This window comes from Lysinibacillus sp. 2017 (assembly GCF_003073375.1).
In the GTDB taxonomy this organism is placed as follows: Bacteria; Bacillota; Bacilli; order Bacillales_A; family Planococcaceae; genus Solibacillus.
Map to the genome: position 1 here is coordinate 888,495 of NZ_CP029002.1, position 18,683 is coordinate 907,177.

Sequence of the window (18,683 nt, forward strand, 5' to 3'; positions counted from 1 at the left end):
GAAAGGATAGTCTCACTGTCACAACCATTAAGACGATGGTTTTTTGCAAGTGCGTTTAGTTTATCATTAGTCGGGATTTTGTTTATTTATTCGGCAGGTACGTATTGGGGTGTTGTCCATTACGATGGACAAACTCCCTTCTATGTAAAACAAAGTATTTATTTCCTCCTTGCGGTAGTTTGCTGTGTGCTATTTATGAATGTAAAATGGCTACAAAATGAAAAGGTATGGCGTATTTTATACTTGTTATCTGTCGTTTTATTAATTGGTGTTTTAATTCCTGGTGTGGGGATTGTACGAAATGGTTCACAAAGTTGGATTGGGGTCGGCTCTTTAACCGTGCAACCAGCTGAATTAGCGAAAGTGACAACGCTTATTTATTTAAGTATTTTACTCGCTGCAAGAAAGAGTGGACAGCGAATTGTAAGATTGTCGCATTTTATCGTACTACTCATTCCATCTGCTTTAATAATGTTGCAACCTGATTTTGGTGCGGTATTTATTTTAGTAGTGACGGCCTTTTTGTTATTCTTTTTAGCACAATATCCAATAAAGTTATTTGTATTGTTTCTCTTACTGGGAATGGGGGGGCTTGTCGGTTTAATTGCGGCTGCACCGTATCGATTAAAGCGTATTGAAGCCTTTTTAAACCCGTGGGCAGATTCGTTGGGAAGCGGCTTTCAAGCGGTACAATCATTGCTTGCAATTGGACCAGCCGGATTGTTTGGGCATGGATTATTAAAAAGTAGACAAAAATATTTATATTTACCAGAACCACAAAATGACTTTATTTTTTCTATCATTTTGGAAGAAATCGGGCTTGTTGGGGGAATGGGACTGCTGCTTATTTTTGCGTGCTTTTTAATATGTGGCTACAAATTAGCGCTTCAATGTCATAAAGTCCTGCATTTTTATGTCATTAGTGCTTTAACAACAATGATTGCCGTGCAAGCTTGTCTAAATATTGGCGTAGTTATTAATTTACTACCTGTAACAGGTGTAACTTTACCTTTTATTAGTTATGGAGGGACCTCACTGCTAGTTATATGGCTAACGGTGGCGCTCATTTTAAATTTTTCACTCGAATGAAGAAAGGAGTATGAATGATGGAAAAAGTAATCGATATAACAGAACGTGTACCCGCCATGAAAAAGCGTAGAAAACGTCGAACGAATTTTAAATTCATCGCATTAATCACCCTTTTCTTATTCATCATTTTATTACTTCTTTATTTTCAATCATCTTATAGCGACATTAGTAAAATTGATGTTCATGGGGCACACTTAAAAGATGAAGAATTTTATATTGAACAATCGACATTGAAACAATCGGATTCGATATGGGGCTTTAAAATAGCGGATATTGAAGAGAATATAGCGAAGAATGAATGGATTAAATCTGTGAAAGTAAAAAGACAGTTATTAAATGGGGTTCAAATAACAATTGAAGAATGGCAAAAAGTGGCTTACATATCACGAGACGGTGTCTATTATCCGATCCTTGATAATGGTGTTATCTTTGATGAATCCAATGAATTTGTACCAATAGATGCCCCCATTTTTTTGAGATTTGAAGATGAAGCATTACGAAAAAAGATTTTAAAGCAACTGGCTTTATTAAAGCCTGAAGTATTGTCACTTATTTCGCAAATGAATTCAAATCCTACAGAAGCAGATCCATATGCAATCACGCTCTATATGAATGATGGCTATGAAGTACGCGCCGAATCCAATACGTTAGCAGAGAAGCTAAATTATTATCCATCCATTATTGCACAAATTGAGAACGAAGAATCGTTTGAAAAAGGGATTATTGACATTGAGGTCGGTTCCTACTATCGTCCGTTTTCAGAAGAGTATTCATTAGAACTAAAAACTGATGGGGAAAATTTAGAGGGAGAAGAACAAGATGACAAACAACAAGATGAACAAGCATCCGAATAAAAAAACATTCTTCGTTTCTCGAAAATTTATGGTGCTATTTGTCGTTTGTATCGTCACTGGCTTTATTATTGGGATTTCGTATAATCTTTCAAAAGATAAGCGAACATTAAGCACCGCTGCACTGCAAATAAGTCATGAAAATCAATATATGGAAGATTTAATTGAACAAAAAGAACGTAACAAAGAATTGGCAGAAGAACTCGCTAATTTAGAAGAAAAAATTCGTACTTATGAAAAACAGTTTTCTTCAAATGAAGAACAGTATGAACAAAATATATCAGAAGCAGAACAGCTACGACTGTTATTGGGTTATACAGCTGGACAAGGCAAAGGGATAAAAATTACGTTAGAAGATGGCGATTACGATCCAGCAACAACGAATCCTAACGAGTACATTGTACATGAAAGTCATATTTTTAAAATTGTAAACGAGTTGAAAATTTCAGGAGCAGAGGCGATTGCCATTAACGGGCAACGATTAAAAACAAACTCTTATATTAGTTGTAATGGTCCTGTTATTACAATCGACAACGTGCAATATCCTGCGCCGTTTGTTATTGAAGCAGTTGGTGACCAAGACGTGCTTATTTCTTCATTAGACATAAGTGGCGGTGTTTTCGATCAATTATTAAATGAACAAGTGAATGTGACGCTTGAAAAAAGTGATTTAATTAAGGTGCAATCAAGCAATGAAGAGTAAGGAAATTATTCGGGGGATGTATGATGACGAAAAAAATGTACCGTAATATTACCATTATATCGTTCATCATTGGCTTTATGTTAGCTGTGCAATACAATACAGTGCAAAATCCAACCGAACGCAATACATCGGATATTTGGGAAATTCGTCAAGAGCTTTCAGCGGAAAAATCGCGTCATTCTGAATTGCTTTCACAAATTAGTAGCATATCTACGACTGTTGATAAGTATGAGGATGCGGAGTTTGATAATCCCGAATTATTATTACAACAAACTGTCGATCAATTAAAAAAACAAGCTGGCATCTTACCGATAAGTGGTCCGGGAGTAGCATTGACGATTGAGCCTTCAACTGAATTATTACAATACGGATATGAAATAAATCCTATTTCACCCGAATTACTTATCCGACTAATAAATGATTTATATCGATATAATGCTGAAATGGTTGAAATTGATGGGAAACGGTTAACCTATAATACGGCAATTCGTGATATTAATGGGAAAACAACAGTGAATAGTGAAGCTATCGATAAAACAGATATTAAAATAAATGTTATTACACAAACAATGGAACAAGCCGAAAAGCTGAAAAATCATTTGCTTGCATCAACTTTTCCGGATGAGTTTTATATCGATAATCTTTTATTAACAGTTGAAGACGCGAAGCAAAACATTCGAATCAATTCAACGGTTACGCTACAAAAAAGTAAGTATTTAGAAGAGAAATAAAAGGGGATGCGAATATGTGGTTACCACTTTTAGGGTTAATATTTGGTGTGGCGTTAGGTATTTTAACGAATATTCAAATTCCATCAGTTTATGAAAATTATTTATCTATCGCAGTGTTAGCCGCTCTTGATACAATGGTCGGGGGAATACGCGCTCAGTTACAACAGGTATATGATGACAAAGTATTTATTTCCGGTTTTTTCTTTAATATAATTTTAGCGGCAGGTCTTGCATTTTTAGGTGTGCATATTGGCGTAGATTTATATTTAGCTGCGATTTTTGCGTTTGGTGTACGATTATTTCAAAATATTGCTATAATTCGTAGAATAATATTAACAAAAATCGATAATAGACGATTAAAAAAGGGTGAAAACTCGTAACAATCACGTTAAAATAACATTACAAACATTGTTTTACTTAGACAATCTCGTAAATATACAATAGAATGAATAATAGGAGTTAATCGAAGGAGGTGCAGTAAATTGAATCATCAAGAAATATATGTTTCACTCGATATCGGGTCATCTTCTATTAAGGTCCTTATAGGTGAAATGGGTGATGATCAATTGCACGTAATTGGTGTAGGTCATGTGAAATCAACAGGTATTCGAAAAGGTGCAATCGTTGATATAGATGCAACCGTACAATCAATAAAAAAAGCAGTTGAGCAGGCAGAAAGAATGACTGGGATTAAGATCGAAGAAGTTGTACTTGGCGTGCCAGCAAATCAAACCTTTTTACAACCAGTAAAAGGTGTTGTTGCCGTTAATGGGGAAGATCGAGAAATTACAGATGATGATTTAGCTCGTGTAATTGATTCTGCACAAGTCATGTCAATTCCACCAGAGCGTGAATTAGTCAATTTAATTCCCAAACAATTTATTGTCGATAATCTCGATGAAATTAAAGACCCACGCGGTATGATCGGTATTCGTTTAGAAATGGACGCAACGATGATTACGACATCTAAGACGCTTGTACATAATGTTTTACGATGTGTTGAACGTGCCGGCTTGCAAATTCGTGAAATTTATTTACAGCCGTTAGCAGCAGGCCAATTTGCTTTAACGGAAGATGAAAAAAACCAGGGAACTGCTTATATTGATTTAGGCGGCGGATCTACGACAGTTGCAGTGTTCCAGGACGGCTTATTAACACATACGGCTGTGATTCCAGTTGGTGGCGACCATATTACAAAAGATTTATCAATTGTATTAAAAACACCGACGGAACAAGCAGAAAAAATTAAAAAGCAATATGGACATGCATTTTATGATGATGCTTCAGATGAACAATTATTTGAAGTTCCAGTCGTAGGAACAGATTCAACAGACCAATACAGTCAGCGTTATATTGCCGAAATTATTGGTGTACGTTTAGAAGAATTATTTGAACTTGTATTAGATGAGTTAGCTCGTATGGGTATTCAAGATTTACCAGGTGGTATTGTTATCTCTGGTGGAGTAGCACAGCTTGAAGGACTCGCTCAGTTAGCTCGTCAAGTAATGTTATCACGTGTACGCATTTATACGCCAGATTATATTGGTGTTCGTGAACCGGCATTTACGACGTCAGTTGGGTTAATTCATTATGCGAACGCCGATGATGATTTTTATGGTCGAAGTGAGCCAAGTACAGTGGCTTCTTATGCACCTTATCCTGCTCAACAAGCTCCTTCTAAAAAACAAGCAAATGCGCCGGAGAGAGTAGACAGCGGCAATAAAGTAAGTGTTATTGATCGCGCTAAAAACTTATTAAATAAATTTTTCGATTAATACGAAAATGGATGACGTGAACAATTAGGAGGAGAATCATATGTTAGAATTTGAAATGGGTATGGACCAACTAGCAGTTATTAAAGTAATCGGCGTTGGCGGTGGCGGTAACAATGCTGTTAACCGAATGATTGAACATGGTGTACAAGGCGTTGATTTCATCGCTGTTAATACGGATGCACAAGCTTTAAATTTATCAAAAGCTGAATATAAATTACAAATCGGTGGAAAGTTAACGCGCGGTCTTGGTGCTGGTGCAAACCCTGAAGTAGGGAAAAAGGCAGCAGAAGAAAGTCGTGAACAATTAGAAGAAGTACTACGCGGTGCGGATATGGTATTCGTAACGGCTGGTATGGGTGGTGGTACTGGTACAGGTGCTGCGCCGGTAATCGCTTCAATTGCTCGTGATTTAGGTGCTTTAACGGTTGGTGTTGTGACACGTCCATTTACATTTGAAGGCCGTAAACGTCAAACACAAGCGATTGGCGGTATTACTTCAATGAAAGAAGCGGTTGATACACTAATCGTCATTCCAAACGATAAGTTATTACAAATTGTAGATAAATCGACACCGATGTTAGAGGCATTCCGTGAAGCGGATAACGTATTACGTCAAGGTGTACAAGGTATTTCAGATTTAATCGCAACACCTGGTCTTATCAACCTAGACTTTGCAGACGTAAAAACGATTATGTCTGATAAAGGTTCTGCGTTAATGGGTATCGGTATTGCTTCAGGTGAAAACCGTTCTGTAGAAGCTGCGAAAAAAGCTATTTCTTCACCATTATTAGAAACGTCAATCGATGGTGCTAAAGGTGTCATTATGAATATCACTGGTGGAACAAACTTAAGCTTATATGAAGTACAAGAAGCAGCAGACATCGTCCAACTAGCTTCTGACGAAGAAGTAAACATGATTTTCGGTTCAGTTATTAATGATAACTTAAATGATGAAATCATCGTAACAGTGATTGCAACAGGTTTCTCGGATGACTTTATTGTTCCAAAACCTCAGCCGATTCGTCCATCAATCGCATCACGTCAACAAGCAGCAACTCAAGCACAGACACCACAACAACCTGTTCGTGCTCAAGAACAACCAGTTCAACATGAAGCACCTCGTCAACAGCAACAACAATCAAACTATCAACAAGAAGATGCATTAGATATTCCGACATTCTTACGTAATCGTCGTCGCTAATCTTACTTTAAAAAGTCGCTCGCAAAACTAATTAGTTTAGTTTTGCGAGCGGCTTTTTTATGTCGAAAAATTCTAAATATGTAAATAAAATGTCAAATGATTTTTAGCTTTAGGTGCCATTATTTTACAAAATCTTAACTTTTGAAATGATAGTCTTTTTTCAGGAGGACAATACATGTTTGCGGAATTAATCATTGTATTTAATTTTATATTGAATCTAGCATTACTTCGTTTTACACAAGCGGTGACGAATGTAACGATACCAATTTGGCGGATGTTAATCAGTAGCTTAAGTAGTGCGCTTATTGTTGTCATTTTTTATGGACATGCGTGGGTCATATTTGTGAGTTTCATTTTGCTCATCGGAATAGCATTTTCATTCCGTGTTAAAAGTTTTTTTGTACAAGGTGGATGGTTGTTAGTTGCGACTTTATTAGCAGGCGGGTTACTTACGGCTGTTCAACCATTACTTATGCATCGCTCGAGTTTCGTTTATATTATTATATGTTTTTGCATAGTATGTAGTAGTTTATTGATCATGAAAACGAGTTGGAAAGCGAAGCTCATTCAGATGATTCAAACGCAATATGTGACTCCATGTGAAGTTCAATTAGCGGGAGAAACATTAGCGTTACGTGCTTATATCGATACAGGAAACGAATGTATCGAACCATTAAGCCAAGCACCTGTACATTTTATTTCGTTTCAAGCAGTGCGAGAGAAGCTACCCGTTGAATTAAGTGAGAGCTTATTACAATGGTCAGAGCAAGCGCCTCTTGAACTGGAAATGTTTCCACCTAAATTTCGAAAAATCATGCGCATTGTAAGCATTACGACGATACAAAATCGTAAAGTGTTCGTGCCTGCATTTCGAATAGCACTTTGTATGAATGAAAAAACCTATCATAATCATTATGTTGTTTTTACTAAAAATGACGCACGTTTTCCGCAAAATGCTCAAATGATTGCACATGTTATTGTTCTTATCAATTCATAAGGGAGGATCGGTATTGCTTCAAAAAATAAAAAATTTCTTTTTTAAATTCATCCACATTTTTGTCGAAAAAGGGACATATTATATAGGAGGACATGATTCATTGCCAATTCCACTAACTCGTGAAGAAGAAGTTGTCGTAGTCGAAGCTTTTATGAATGGTGATCTACTAGCAAGAGACATGCTAATTGAGCGTAATTTACGCTTAGTCGTGTATATCGCACGAAGATTTGATAATACGGGTACCCCGATTGAAGACCTAATCAGTATTGGATCTATTGGACTAATTAAAGCAATTGAAACATTTAATTTAGAAAAAAATATTAAATTAGCTACGTATGCCTCACGTTGTATAGAAAATGAGATTTTAATGCATTTACGAAAAACGAGTCGAATGAAAGGCGAAGTCTCTTTTGATGAGCCATTAAACTCGGACGCAGATGGTAATGAATTACTATTATCCGACATATTAGGAACAGAAGAACATATTATCATGATGGATGTCGAACGGAAATTGGAACGGCAACATATGTTTATGGCAATCGATCAGCTGACACCACGAGAAAAATATATTATGGAATGTCGCTTTGGATTAAATGGTAAAGAGGAAATGACTCAAAAGGAAGTAGCCGATCATTTAGGAATATCACAATCCTACATTTCACGTTTAGAAAAGAAAATAATTTTAGACCTACGCGAATATTTAAATGAACCAATCGCATAATTCTGGCTAAATTTGGCGCGCATAGTGCGAGCTTTTACGGACAAACTGATTGCAAACAGATCAAAGTTCGGAAGGTGAAAGCACATGCGTACAAAGGTAGAGCTATGTGGCGTCGATACATCAACGTTACCGCTATTGAAGCCCGAAGAAATGAAAAATCTTTTTATCCGATTACAGCAAGGTGAAGAGCATGTTCGAGAAGAATTAGTGTTTTGTAATTTGAGACTTGTGTTAAGTATTGTAGGTCGTTATGCATATCGAGGGGAACAAGCAGATGATTTGTTTCAAGTAGGATGCATTGGATTATTAAAGGCCATAGATAATTTTGATTTATCGCATAATGTCCGCTTTTCTACGTATGCGGTACCAATGATTATGGGAGAGATTCGCCGCCATTTACGAGACCATCATTCATTGCGTGTATCGCGTTCATTACGTGATATTGCCTATAAAGCGATGCAAGCTCGTGAACAGTATATTACTGAGCATTTAGTAGAACCTACAATCGATCAGCTGGCACAAGTGATTGATATGAAAAAAGAAGATGTGCTCTATGCTCTCGATGCAATTCAAGATCCATTGTCCTTACAAGAACCGATTTATTCAGATGGTGGAGATGCCATTTATATGATTGATCAATTAAAAGATAAAGTATCTGAAGAACAATGGATCGGGACAATTTCTTTACAGGAAAGTATGAAAAAATTAGATGTCCGTCAAAAATTAATTATTACAAAACGATTTTTTTACGGAGAAACACAATCAGAAATTGCTCAATCATTAGGCATATCACAAGCTCAAATTTCTCGATTAGAAAAGAGTGCTGTTGAAATGATGAAGCGTGATTTTAGGTAAATGTAAAATAGATGACTAAAAAGGGACTGTCCAAAATTATGGGCCGTCCTTTTTATATAAATGAAAGGATGGAGAAATGCGGTTTACGTCAGTTCAGGAAAAGGAAATTATTGATGCAGAGAGTGGAAAATTTATCGGTTATATCGTCGATGCAGAAGTTAGTGAAAAGGATGGAATGATTGAGGCGTTTATAATTTCTGCGCCAAAGAAGTTTTACCACTTATTCCAAGCGGAAGAGGGAGTAAGGAAGATTGCTTATAGTCATATACTCACAGTGGGAAAAGATGTCATACTTGTGAAGACTCAAAACGAATAGGTCACGCTATTCATTGAAAATTACAGAACCGCTTGTTACAATGAAAGAAACTATTGTTGTAAAGTTGGGGAAAAAGTGGCGAAAATCGTAAATAATTTAGAAATTATTCAAAATAATATAGAACAAGCAAAACAACGATCAAATGCACAGCAAGCCGTCAATATTATTGCTGTAACGAAACAAGTTGATGTAGCACGCACACAAGAGGCAATTGAAGCAGGTCTAGTAAACTTAGGTGAAAATCGTCCAGAAGGCTTAGAATCAAAGCTACAGGCCATTCAGTCAACTATTTCTTGGCATTATATCGGTTCTCTACAAACACGTAAAGTGAAGCAAATCATTAATGAAATTGATTATTTACACTCATTAGATCGTTTGAGTTTAGCAGAGGAAATTGAAAAAAGAGCAACAAAAAAGGTGAAATGCTTTGTTCAAGCGAATGTATCGGGAGAAGATTCAAAGCATGGATTAACGAAAGAGCAAACACTTGAATTTGTAAAGCAACTTGAGAAATTTTCAAAAATAGAAGTAGTTGGCTTAATGACAATGGCTCCTTTCACTGAGGATGAATCCGTTATTAGACATGTGTTTCAGGAATTAAAACAGCTTCAACAAGAGGTTGCACAATTAAACTTACACAATGTACCTTGTACGGAGTTATCGATGGGAATGTCAAATGACTATGAAATTGCCGTTGAAGAAGGTGCAACATTTGTAAGAATTGGAACAGCTCTTGTTGGTTAAGGAGGAAGTACAATGAGTATTAAAAATATATTTGATAAATTCTTCTATCTAGAAGAGGCAGAAGAAGAACATGCACTAGAGCAATCGCAACCAGCAGAAAAGCAAGTACCAAGGGCAGTGCCATCTCAAAATCAAGAGCGCATACCTCAACAGCAAGTCATTCAAAATCGTATAAAAAAAGAGCGTAAGCCTCAACAACAGTCACGAAATGAAGTTTCTGTACAAAATAATGTTGTAAGTTTACAAGCAGCTTCATCTTCTAAAAATTCAAAGCTTGTTTTAATAGAGCCACGAGTTTATGCGGAAGCACAAGATATAGCAGAACACTTAAAAAATAAACGTGCAACAGTTGTAAATCTTCAACGTATCGACCGTGATCAAGGAAAACGAATTATCGATTTCTTAAGTGGTACGGTATATGCACTAGGTGGCGATATTCAACGTATCGGCAATGATATTTTTTTATGCACACCAGAAAACGTAGAAGTATCAGGTGAAATTTCAAACCTAACGTTTGAATAATATAAATTTAGTGAGGTATAAAAATGACAATTATTTCAATTGTTAGCGCAGCATTTATGATTTATCGTTATATGCTGATCGCTTACATACTAATGTCTTGGATTCCAGCGCTACAAGAATCTGCAGTAGGACGATTTTTAGAAAAGGCTTGTGAACCGTATTTAGGATTTTTCCGTAAGTTTATCCCACCGATTGGTATGATCGATATTTCACCAATTGTCGGTCTTTTCGTATTAATTTTCATCGAACAAGGTGTTTATAACGTCATCGGATTTTTGTTATAGTAAAGTAATTCCCCTGCGGCAAGTAGGGGAATTCTTTTTTAACGGCTAAGAAGGAAGAAATTTTCAAGCAACATAAGAAAAGATAAAATTTCACATTATTTGGCCCGTAAAATGTTTTTCTAAAGAAAATAGTGTTTCGGAAATAGAAAATAGTGGAATATTTAAAGATACATTTTTAAAGAAAGAGGTAAGTTCTGTGGAGCATCTAATACAACATTTTCGAAAAGATGAACAACCCTTTATTGAACAGGTTGTCGGTTGGCAGCGTGAAGTAGAGGATCGCTATGCACCAAAGTTGACGGATTTTCTTGACCCGAGACAGCGCTTTATCGTTGAATCGATTGTTAAACAGTCGGAGGACTTGAAGGTGTTTACGGAAGGTTTATTTGAAAATGCAGAACGAAAACGAATGCTGATTGCTCCGTCCTATTTTGAGCCTGCTGAAGAAGAGTTTCAAATTACGATTTATTCGATTCATTACCCGACGAAATTTGTTCAACTACGTCATCCAGATGTGCTAGGTTCACTATTATCAATTGGTCTTGATCGAAGTAAGTTTGGAGATATTCGTTTAACTGAAAATACGGTACAATTTGCACTCACTATGGAAATTGCTGATTATGTACGTGCTCATTTGACGAGTATTGGAAAAGTGAAGGTGCATTTAGAAGAAGTAGATGCAACAACACCCTATATTCAAAATGAAGAAAAATGGGTGGAAAATTCTTACACCGTTTCTTCTATGCGCTTAGATGTTGTCTTAGCAACGATTGCTAATATTTCTCGCCAAAAATCACAAAGCTTAATTAACGCGGGAAAGGTAAAAGTCAATTGGACGGTGCGTGAAGCTGTTGCATTTGAGCTACAAGAAGGCGATATTGTTTCGGCACGTGGATTTGGTCGAATGAAGGTTATTATGACAGAAGGACGTACGAAAAAGGATAAAATTCGCCTACAAGTAGGACGTTTAGAGCAAAAAACATAATAAACCAGTGTTTTTTGTGAAAATAGGATGTTATTCACTTTAGAAAAGATTATAATATTTAAAAGAACTGTTCGTAAAGGAGAGTAGAACGAGATGCCATTATCACCTCTTGATATACATAATAAAGAATTTGCCCGTGGATTCCGTGGATATGCTGAAGATGAGGTCAATGAGTTTTTAGATCAAATTATTAAAGATTATGAGATTATTTTACGTGAAAGAAAAGAATTAGAAGACAAAGTAAAAATAATGTCTGAACGGATGAATCACTACAATTCATTAGAAGATACATTGCAAAGATCAATCGTTGTAGCACAAGAGGCGGCTGATGAAGTTCGCCGCAACTCTCAAAAAGAAGCCAAGTTAATCGTGAAAGAAGCAGAAAAAAATGCAGATCGTATTATTAATGATGCATTAACGAAAGCACGTAAAGTAACGATTGAAATTGATGAATTAAAGAAACAATCAAAAGTATTCCGCAATCGTTTTAAAATGCTTGTCGAAGCACAATTAGATTTATTGAACACCGATGATTGGGAACACTTACTTGAATATGATGTTGATCTTACAGAAATTCAAGATCAAAATCGTTCTGATGAAGAACAAGAGAGTTCAGCAGAAGGAAATGTAATGTATTAAGGAATCGTACTTGACATTGTGTGTAACCTTTTCATATACTGAAAAATAATGAATAGGATGCAATCTGCATAAAAGCAAAGACGGAGACAGTAAATTTAGTGTTGTGGTAAAGCGATTCGAGGATGGTGGAAGCTCGAACGAAGCATCTAAATAGAAAATCACTCTTGAGCTAAATGGCTGAAAAAAGTAAGCTATTTCGTTTTACACGACGTTACAGTGTCTAATGAGGCAAGTCTATAAAGATGAGCAAATTTAGGGTGGTACCACGAGAGTCATGCTCCTCGTCCCTTTTATGGGATTGAGGGGCTTTTTGCTATTCAAAAAACTTTAGGAGGCTTTTCAAATGGTAGAGTATAAAGATACATTATTAATGCCAAAAACAGATTTCCCAATGCGCGGTGGATTACCGACAAAAGAACCACAAATTCAAGCACAGTGGGATGAAATGGATATCAATAAATTAGTGATGGAGCGTACAAAGGATCGCCCACACTTCTTATTACATGATGGCCCCCCATATGCAAATGGTAACATCCATGCAGGTCATGCATTAAACAAAGTAATTAAAGATATGATTAACCGTCATAAATCGATGACTGGTTTCCACGTAAATTATATTCCAGGTTGGGATACACATGGTTTACCAATCGAACAAGCGTTAACAAACAAAGGCGTTAAGCGTAAAGAAATGTCAGTAGCTGATTTCCGTGAACTTTGTGAAAAATATGCATATGAGCAAGTTGCAAACCAAAGTGCACAATTCCAACGCTTAGGTGTTCGTGCGGATTGGGCAAACCCATACATCACATTAAAACCAGAATTCGAAGCACGTCAAATCGAAGTATTTGGTAAAATGGCGGAAAAAGGCTACATCTACAAAGGTTTAAAACCTGTATATTGGTCGCCATCTTCTGAATCAGCATTAGCAGAAGCAGAAATCGAATACAAAGATGTTGAATCGTATTCAATTTATGTAGCATTCGGTATTAAAGATAGCAAAGGTGTCGTACCAGCGGATGCGAAATTCGTGATTTGGACAACAACACCTTGGACAATTCCTGCAAACTTAGGGATCTCAGTAAATCCTGAATACACATATGTTGTAGTCGAAGCAAATGGTTCTAAGTATATCGTCATGAAAGATTTACTAGAAAAATTAGCTGCTACATTTGGTTGGGAAACTTACGAAATCGTCCAAGAAGTAAAAGGCCAAGAGCTTGACATGTTAGTTGCAGAACACCCAATTTACAAACGTGATTCATTAGTAATGGTAGGCGATCATGTAACAGCTGAAGCGGGTACAGGTTGTGTACACACAGCACCAGGTCATGGTGAAGATGACTATCAAATCGGTAAACGTTACGGTTTAGATATTTTATCACCAGTAGATAATGGTGGTTGTTATACAGATGAAGCACCTGGCTTTGAAGGCTTATTCTATGAAAAAGCAAATCCAGTAGTCATTGAAAAATTAAAAGAAGAAGGCGCGTTATTAAATGTGTCTAAGTTCTCTCACTCATACCCACATGACTGGCGTACAAAAAAACCAGTAATTTTCCGTGCAACACCACAATGGTTTGCTTCGGTTGAAATGTTCCGTGATGAGTTACTTGCTGCAGTAAAATCAACAGAATTCACACCTGCATGGGGTGAAACGCGTCTTTACAATATGATTCGTGACCGTGGTGACTGGGTAATTTCTCGTCAACGTGCATGGGGTGTTCCGATTCCAATTTTCTATGCTGAAAACGAAGAACCAATTATCACACCAGAAACAATCGCTCATATTTCAAAATTATTCCGTGAACACGGTTCAAATATTTGGTTCCAAAAAGAAGTAAAAGAATTATTACCTGAAGGCTTTACACATCCAGGTAGCCCGAACGGTAAATTTACAAAAGAAAATGACATTATGGACGTATGGTTCGACTCAGGATCATCTCACCAAGGCGTATTAGTTGAACGCGGTATGAAATATCCTGCTGACCTTTACTTAGAAGGTTCTGACCAACACCGTGGATGGTTCAACTCATCATTAATTACATCTGTTGCGATTAATGGTCATGCACCATATAAAGGCTTATTAACACATGGTTTCGTATTAGACGGTGAAGGCCGTAAAATGTCGAAATCACTTGGTAATACAATTGATCCATTAAAAGTAATGAGCCAATACGGTGCTGATATTCTACGTATGTGGGTAGCATCAGTTGACTATACAGCCGACGTTCGTATTTCTATGGATATGTTAAAACAGGTTTCTGAAACTTACCGTAAAGTACGTAACACATTACGTTTCTTACATGGTAACGTAACAGATTTCAATGCATCAACTGACCGTGTAGCGTACAATGATTTACGTGAAATGGATCAATACATGTACATGCGCCTACAAGATGTTATTAAAACAATTCGCGCTGCATATGAACGTTATGACTTCTCAACAGTTTATACAACAGTAAATAACTTCGTAGCAATCGAACTTTCTTCATTCTACTTAGATATTGCAAAAGACGTTGTATACATCGAAGGTACTGATAACAAAGATCGTCGTGCAATGCAAACGGTTATGTATGATACATTAATGGCGTTACTAAAAGTATTAACACCAATCATTCCGCATACTACAGAAGAATTATGGGGCTATGTAGAATTAGATGATAAAGAACAATCAATTCAATTAACAGATTTCCCAGAAGTAGATGAACAAGCAAACTTTGCTGAATTACGTCCAAAATGGGCTAAAATTATCGCTGTTCGTAACGAAGTGTTAAAAGCGTTAGAAGAAGCACGTAACGTTAAAACAATCGGTAAATCATTAGAAGCGAAAATTTCAGTTTATGCAGATAGTGAAACAGTGGAATTATTAAATGATGCACACATTAACTTTGCTCAATTGTCAATCGTTTCACAATTTGTAATCGCTGGTAGCAAAGATGCAGCTCCTGCTGAAAGCTTAGTACTAGAGAAAACAGCTTTAGTCGTAGAAAAAGCAGATGGTGAAAAATGTGACCGTTGTTGGACAATTTCAGAAACAGTTGGTACTTCTGAAGCACATCCTACTTTATGTAAACGTTGTGCAGATGTAGTCGAAAACTATTACGCATAATTAATCCAGTATTAACTGATTGAAGTTTCACTTTATTGAACGCTGTTACCTTTATTGGTAATGGCGTTCTTTATACTCTTTTTATTTTTCTGAATAAAAAGAAATTTCAAGGAGGTATAAATCGTGCAACAAACACAACATAATATCCGAACGCCTGACACGTTTATGCAAGGTGTTAAAGATTGCATTCCAACGCTTCTTGGCTATATAAGCATTGGCGTTGCATTTGGTGTAGTTGGGATTGCATCAGGGATATCTGTGCTTGAAGTATTTTTATTGTCCGTACTTGTTTATGCGGGATCGGCACAATTTATTTTTTGCGGACTTTATTTAGCTGGCGCACCTGTTACAGCAGTCATTGTGACAATCTTCATCGTAAATTTACGTCATTTGCTCATGTCACTAACGATTGCTCCGTATTTTACGAAACACTCGACTTTGCGAAATATTGGCTTTGGTACATTATTAACGGATGAAACTTTTGGTGTATCCGTAGTAGCTGCAAGTAAAGAAAAACGTCTTGGTGGCAAATGGATGGATGGACTAAACATTACCGCCTATACAACTTGGATTGCTGCATGTACGATTGGAGGCGTCATTGGACAGTGGTTACCTGATCCAGAAAAATGGGGCTTGGACTATGCACTTGTAGCAATGTTTATAGCATTACTTGTTTTAACATTAGAGAGTATTCCGAGAGAAAAACTAATGCATTACTTAAAACTTATCGTCTTCATGGTCATGAGTATGTATGGAATGATGTACGTTATGCCTGGGCATCTGGCAGTGCTTCTTTCGACATTGGTTATTGCGACGATTGGGGTGGCTACAGAAAAATGACGACCTCTTTAGCAATGATGTTATTAATTTTAGGGTGCGCGTTGGTGACATGGCTGCCGAGAATATTGCCGTTTGTATTAGTAAAAAATATGAAACTACCAGCCATTGTATTACGTTGGCTTGCGTATATTCCAATTTGTATTTTATCAGCATTAGTTATTGAAGGCCTTTTTGAAAAGCAAGCGCACGTTGTAACGATTCAATGGGTGAATGTAGTGACCTTTATCCCTACTTTAGTTGTAGCACTACTAACAAAAAGTTTATCGAAAACAGTTATTGCAGGCGTAGTGACAATGGCGATATTAAAATACTTTCTTACATAGTGTAGAAAATGAAGACTTACTTAATGATTTTATTGGTGCAAGGTGAACAGCAAACTGTAGAAAAAACGCAACAAATGTCAGCGGAAACGAAGCAATATTTTGGGCGTATAGAGCAATCTGAACGAGAACTCGCAGCTCCAACAGTTACTTGAACAAATTGTGCAATCCACCGAAACATCGATGGAACAAATCAAACAATTATATGGGTTTTCTGAAACAAAGTCGTATAACGCAAATGATACGATTACTTACATTATTCAAGTGAAGTATTTAATTGAAGCATTAAAAAATAATCGTTTATAATCTTTTTTAGGCGTGAAGGTATAAGCGTATTAGAAATTCATATCTTAATAGACGACATCTTGCACTATTTTAGGCGAGATGTCTTTTTCTAATATTCTTGTCACAATTTTAAAGTTAAAATTATCGTTCAACCCGACAATTATGTTAAGATAGGAAAGATATATCGTAAACGGAGGATTTGCTGTGTTTAAATATTATGGGTTAGCAATATTTGCAGTCATTCTTGATCAATGGTCTAAATGGCTAATCGTTAAAAATATGGAATTTGGGGAACGTATAAGTATATGGGACCCATGGTTTGGTATTTTATCTCATCGTAATCGTGGTGCGGCTTGGGGAATGATGGAAGGGCAAATGTGGTTGTTCACAATTGTCACTGTCGCAGTCATTATTGCCATTATCTATTTTTATCATAAAGAAGCAAAAGGCAAGCCACTATTTCAAGTTAGCTTAATGTTGTTACTTGGTGGTGCAGTCGGAAACTTTATTGACCGATTATTCCGTGGAGAAGTAGTGGATTTTGTGGATGTATTAATTCCAGTTATCAACTATCACTTCCCGATTTTTAATATCGCAGATGCAGCATTAACAATTGCTGTTGTCATGCTATTTATAGCAATTATTTTAGAAGAAAAAGCAGGAAAGAAAAAGGTGAAAAAATGACAGTAGTCACATTAACGATAGAAGAATTTGCAGGGGAACGTATTGACAAAGCGCTTTCATCAATGGAAGCAACATGGTCTCGCTCGCAAATCGGAAATTGGCTTGACGAAGAACGCATTACTGTAAATGGCGTGTATGTAAAACCAAAGTATAAAGTAAAACAAGGCGACGTTATTGAAGTAACTGTGCCTGAAGTGGTAGATTTAGAAATCATTCCAGAAGATTTAAATTTAGAAATCGTTTATGAAGATGCAGATGTATTAGTCGTAAACAAACCAAAAGGTATGGTTGTGCATCCAGCACCAGGTCATCCTACAGGTACATTAGTAAATGGTTTAATGTATCATTGCAAAGATTTATCAGGTATTAACGGAGTTGCACGTCCAGGGATTGTGCATCGTATCGATAAAGATACATCGGGTTTACTGATGGTTGCTAAAAATGATATTGCACATGAAAGCTTAGTGAAACAATTAGTAGAAAAAACAGTAACGCGTAAATATACAGCACTTGTTCATGGGCATATTGCACACGAAAAAGGAACGATTGATGCACCGATTGGACGCGACCAAAAGGACCGCCAAAAGCAAGCCGTTGTTGATAAAGGCAAACATGCTGTAACACATTTCCAAGTAGTTGAGCATTTCGGTGACTTCACATTAGTGGAATGTCATTTAGAAACAGGTCGTACGCACCAAATTCGTGTACACATGAATTATATCGGCTTCCCATTAGCGGGAGATCCAAAATATGGTCCGAAGAAAACAATTGATTTTAACGGACAAGTATTACACGCTGGTGTTTTAGGTTTCGTACATCCAGTTACAAAAGAATACTTAGAATTCGAAACACCATTACCAGAAGATTTCCAAGAACTATTAACAGAGTTACGAGCTAAATAATAAAAATAACCGAGCCTAAAACAGGTTCGGTTATTTTTTATGAATTAAAAGGGTGATAAGAAACCTTCTTTTAATGAGACTTTGTTGTCTGACCTCTATAAGTGATATTGACTTTGAAATGCAATGAATA

At 36.6% G+C, this 18,683-nt stretch carries 23 protein-coding genes and 1 other annotated feature; all 23 genes read left to right on the top strand.

Annotated features, from left to right (window positions below; all coding sequences use genetic code 11):
* Positions 1 to 6 precede the first annotated feature (6 nt).
* The 23 genes from DCE79_RS03905 (at position 7) to DCE79_RS04005 (ending at position 18,553) form a co-directional block, all read left to right on the top strand.
* Complete coding sequence (locus DCE79_RS03905; protein ID WP_108711808.1) at positions 7 to 1,089, top strand: FtsW/RodA/SpoVE family cell cycle protein; 1,083 nt, start codon at positions 7 to 9, stop codon at positions 1,087 to 1,089.
* Positions 1,090 to 1,106: 17 nt separating this feature from the next.
* Positions 1,107 to 1,943: a cell division protein FtsQ/DivIB gene (locus tag DCE79_RS03910; RefSeq protein WP_108711809.1), complete on the top strand. Its 837-nt coding sequence runs from the start codon at positions 1,107 to 1,109 to the stop codon at positions 1,941 to 1,943.
* Entirely contained in the window at positions 1,909 to 2,643 is a 735-nt protein-coding gene (locus DCE79_RS03915; protein ID WP_234417331.1) for a DUF881 domain-containing protein, read from the top strand. Before DCE79_RS03910 ends, DCE79_RS03915 begins: the two co-directional genes overlap by 35 nt.
* Before the next feature lie 23 nt (positions 2,644 to 2,666).
* A complete protein-coding gene (locus DCE79_RS03920; protein WP_108711810.1) occupies positions 2,667 to 3,374 on the top strand; it encodes a DUF881 domain-containing protein in 708 nt (235 codons plus the stop codon).
* 14 nt (positions 3,375 to 3,388) lie between these two features.
* Positions 3,389 to 3,754, top strand: coding sequence for a small basic family protein (locus tag DCE79_RS03925; protein WP_108711811.1), 366 nt, complete (start codon positions 3,389 to 3,391; stop codon positions 3,752 to 3,754).
* Between the two features lie 102 nt (positions 3,755 to 3,856).
* Positions 3,857 to 5,149 carry a cell division protein FtsA gene (gene ftsA, locus DCE79_RS03930; RefSeq protein WP_108711812.1) on the top strand — a complete coding sequence of 431 codons (1,293 nt, stop codon included), beginning with the start codon at positions 3,857 to 3,859 and terminating at the stop codon, positions 5,147 to 5,149.
* 40 nt (positions 5,150 to 5,189) lie between these two features.
* A complete protein-coding gene (ftsZ, locus tag DCE79_RS03935; RefSeq protein WP_108711813.1) occupies positions 5,190 to 6,350 on the top strand; it encodes a cell division protein FtsZ in 1,161 nt (386 codons plus the stop codon).
* A gap of 175 nt (positions 6,351 to 6,525) precedes the next feature.
* Entirely contained in the window at positions 6,526 to 7,347 is an 822-nt protein-coding gene (locus DCE79_RS03940) for a sigma-E processing peptidase SpoIIGA (protein ID WP_108711814.1), read from the top strand.
* 13 nt (positions 7,348 to 7,360) lie between these two features.
* Positions 7,361 to 8,068 (top strand): RNA polymerase sporulation sigma factor SigE, encoded by a 708-nt coding sequence (gene sigE / locus DCE79_RS03945; protein ID WP_108711815.1) that lies wholly within the window; start codon positions 7,361 to 7,363, stop codon positions 8,066 to 8,068.
* An 84-nt stretch (positions 8,069 to 8,152) separates the two neighbouring features.
* Positions 8,153 to 8,923, top strand: a complete 771-nt coding sequence (gene sigG / locus DCE79_RS03950; RefSeq protein ID WP_108711816.1) for an RNA polymerase sporulation sigma factor SigG — start codon at positions 8,153 to 8,155, stop codon at positions 8,921 to 8,923.
* Positions 8,924 to 8,999: 76 nt separating this feature from the next.
* Positions 9,000 to 9,239 carry a PRC-barrel domain-containing protein gene (locus tag DCE79_RS03955; RefSeq protein ID WP_108711817.1) on the top strand — a complete coding sequence of 80 codons (240 nt, stop codon included), beginning with the start codon at positions 9,000 to 9,002 and terminating at the stop codon, positions 9,237 to 9,239.
* 75 nt (positions 9,240 to 9,314) lie between these two features.
* Positions 9,315 to 9,983 (top strand): YggS family pyridoxal phosphate-dependent enzyme, encoded by a 669-nt coding sequence (locus tag DCE79_RS03960; protein WP_108711818.1) that lies wholly within the window; start codon positions 9,315 to 9,317, stop codon positions 9,981 to 9,983.
* 12 nt (positions 9,984 to 9,995) lie between these two features.
* Positions 9,996 to 10,505, top strand: a complete 510-nt coding sequence (locus tag DCE79_RS03965; RefSeq protein ID WP_108711819.1) for a cell division protein SepF — start codon at positions 9,996 to 9,998, stop codon at positions 10,503 to 10,505.
* Between the two features lie 23 nt (positions 10,506 to 10,528).
* Entirely contained in the window at positions 10,529 to 10,789 is a 261-nt protein-coding gene (locus DCE79_RS03970) for a YggT family protein (RefSeq protein WP_108711820.1), read from the top strand.
* Between the two features lie 196 nt (positions 10,790 to 10,985).
* Positions 10,986 to 11,774, top strand: coding sequence for a YlmH family RNA-binding protein (locus DCE79_RS03975; RefSeq protein WP_108711821.1), 789 nt, complete (start codon positions 10,986 to 10,988; stop codon positions 11,772 to 11,774).
* Between the two features lie 93 nt (positions 11,775 to 11,867).
* Positions 11,868 to 12,413 carry a DivIVA domain-containing protein gene (locus tag DCE79_RS03980; protein ID WP_108711822.1) on the top strand — a complete coding sequence of 182 codons (546 nt, stop codon included), beginning with the start codon at positions 11,868 to 11,870 and terminating at the stop codon, positions 12,411 to 12,413.
* A 68-nt stretch (positions 12,414 to 12,481) separates the two neighbouring features.
* Positions 12,482 to 12,705 (top strand) — a binding site (T-box leader).
* A gap of 51 nt (positions 12,706 to 12,756) precedes the next feature.
* Positions 12,757 to 15,522 carry an isoleucine--tRNA ligase gene (gene ileS, locus DCE79_RS03985; RefSeq protein ID WP_108711823.1) on the top strand — a complete coding sequence of 922 codons (2,766 nt, stop codon included), beginning with the start codon at positions 12,757 to 12,759 and terminating at the stop codon, positions 15,520 to 15,522.
* A gap of 165 nt (positions 15,523 to 15,687) precedes the next feature.
* Positions 15,688 to 16,362, top strand: a complete 675-nt coding sequence (locus tag DCE79_RS03990) for an AzlC family ABC transporter permease (RefSeq protein WP_108714420.1) — start codon at positions 15,688 to 15,690, stop codon at positions 16,360 to 16,362.
* Positions 16,359 to 16,685, top strand: a complete 327-nt coding sequence (locus DCE79_RS03995; protein WP_108711824.1) for an AzlD domain-containing protein — start codon at positions 16,359 to 16,361, stop codon at positions 16,683 to 16,685. Before DCE79_RS03990 ends, DCE79_RS03995 begins: the two co-directional genes overlap by 4 nt.
* Before the next feature lie 8 nt (positions 16,686 to 16,693).
* Complete coding sequence (locus tag DCE79_RS18440; protein WP_159083050.1) at positions 16,694 to 16,837, top strand: hypothetical protein; 144 nt, start codon at positions 16,694 to 16,696, stop codon at positions 16,835 to 16,837.
* A gap of 28 nt (positions 16,838 to 16,865) precedes the next feature.
* Positions 16,866 to 16,988 carry a hypothetical protein gene (locus tag DCE79_RS18840; protein WP_255417963.1) on the top strand — a complete coding sequence of 41 codons (123 nt, stop codon included), beginning with the start codon at positions 16,866 to 16,868 and terminating at the stop codon, positions 16,986 to 16,988.
* Between the two features lie 183 nt (positions 16,989 to 17,171).
* Positions 17,172 to 17,651: a signal peptidase II gene (lspA, locus tag DCE79_RS04000; RefSeq protein WP_108711825.1), complete on the top strand. Its 480-nt coding sequence runs from the start codon at positions 17,172 to 17,174 to the stop codon at positions 17,649 to 17,651.
* Positions 17,648 to 18,553, top strand: coding sequence for an RluA family pseudouridine synthase (locus tag DCE79_RS04005; protein WP_108711826.1), 906 nt, complete (start codon positions 17,648 to 17,650; stop codon positions 18,551 to 18,553). Before lspA ends, DCE79_RS04005 begins: the two co-directional genes overlap by 4 nt.
* Positions 18,554 to 18,683: the final 130 nt, after the last annotated feature.

Bases quoted from the DNA above. Each gene is read 5' to 3' on its own strand.
- DCE79_RS03910 (WP_108711809.1), top strand. From the start codon at position 1,107: ATGGAAAAAGTAATCGATATAACAGAACGTGTACCCGCCATGAAAAAG.
- DCE79_RS03915 (WP_234417331.1), top strand. From the start codon at position 1,909: ATGACAAACAACAAGATGAACAAGCATCCGAATAAAAAAACATTCTTC.
- DCE79_RS03920 (WP_108711810.1), top strand. From the start codon at position 2,667: ATGACGAAAAAAATGTACCGTAATATTACCATTATATCGTTCATCATT.
- DCE79_RS03925 (WP_108711811.1), top strand. From the start codon at position 3,389: ATGTGGTTACCACTTTTAGGGTTAATATTTGGTGTGGCGTTAGGTATT.
- ftsZ (WP_108711813.1), top strand. From the start codon at position 5,190: ATGTTAGAATTTGAAATGGGTATGGACCAACTAGCAGTTATTAAAGTA.
- DCE79_RS03940 (WP_108711814.1), top strand. From the start codon at position 6,526: ATGTTTGCGGAATTAATCATTGTATTTAATTTTATATTGAATCTAGCA.
- sigG (WP_108711816.1), top strand. From the start codon at position 8,153: ATGCGTACAAAGGTAGAGCTATGTGGCGTCGATACATCAACGTTACCG.
- DCE79_RS03955 (WP_108711817.1), top strand. From the start codon at position 9,000: ATGCGGTTTACGTCAGTTCAGGAAAAGGAAATTATTGATGCAGAGAGT.
- DCE79_RS03965 (WP_108711819.1), top strand. From the start codon at position 9,996: ATGAGTATTAAAAATATATTTGATAAATTCTTCTATCTAGAAGAGGCA.
- DCE79_RS03970 (WP_108711820.1), top strand. From the start codon at position 10,529: ATGACAATTATTTCAATTGTTAGCGCAGCATTTATGATTTATCGTTAT.
- DCE79_RS03980 (WP_108711822.1), top strand. From the start codon at position 11,868: ATGCCATTATCACCTCTTGATATACATAATAAAGAATTTGCCCGTGGA.
- ileS (WP_108711823.1), top strand. From the start codon at position 12,757: ATGGTAGAGTATAAAGATACATTATTAATGCCAAAAACAGATTTCCCA.
- DCE79_RS03990 (WP_108714420.1), top strand. From the start codon at position 15,688: ATGCAAGGTGTTAAAGATTGCATTCCAACGCTTCTTGGCTATATAAGC.
- DCE79_RS03995 (WP_108711824.1), top strand. From the start codon at position 16,359: ATGACGACCTCTTTAGCAATGATGTTATTAATTTTAGGGTGCGCGTTG.
- DCE79_RS18440 (WP_159083050.1), top strand. From the start codon at position 16,694: ATGAAGACTTACTTAATGATTTTATTGGTGCAAGGTGAACAGCAAACT.
- DCE79_RS18840 (WP_255417963.1), top strand. From the start codon at position 16,866: ATGGAACAAATCAAACAATTATATGGGTTTTCTGAAACAAAGTCGTAT.
- DCE79_RS04005 (WP_108711826.1), top strand. From the start codon at position 17,648: ATGACAGTAGTCACATTAACGATAGAAGAATTTGCAGGGGAACGTATT.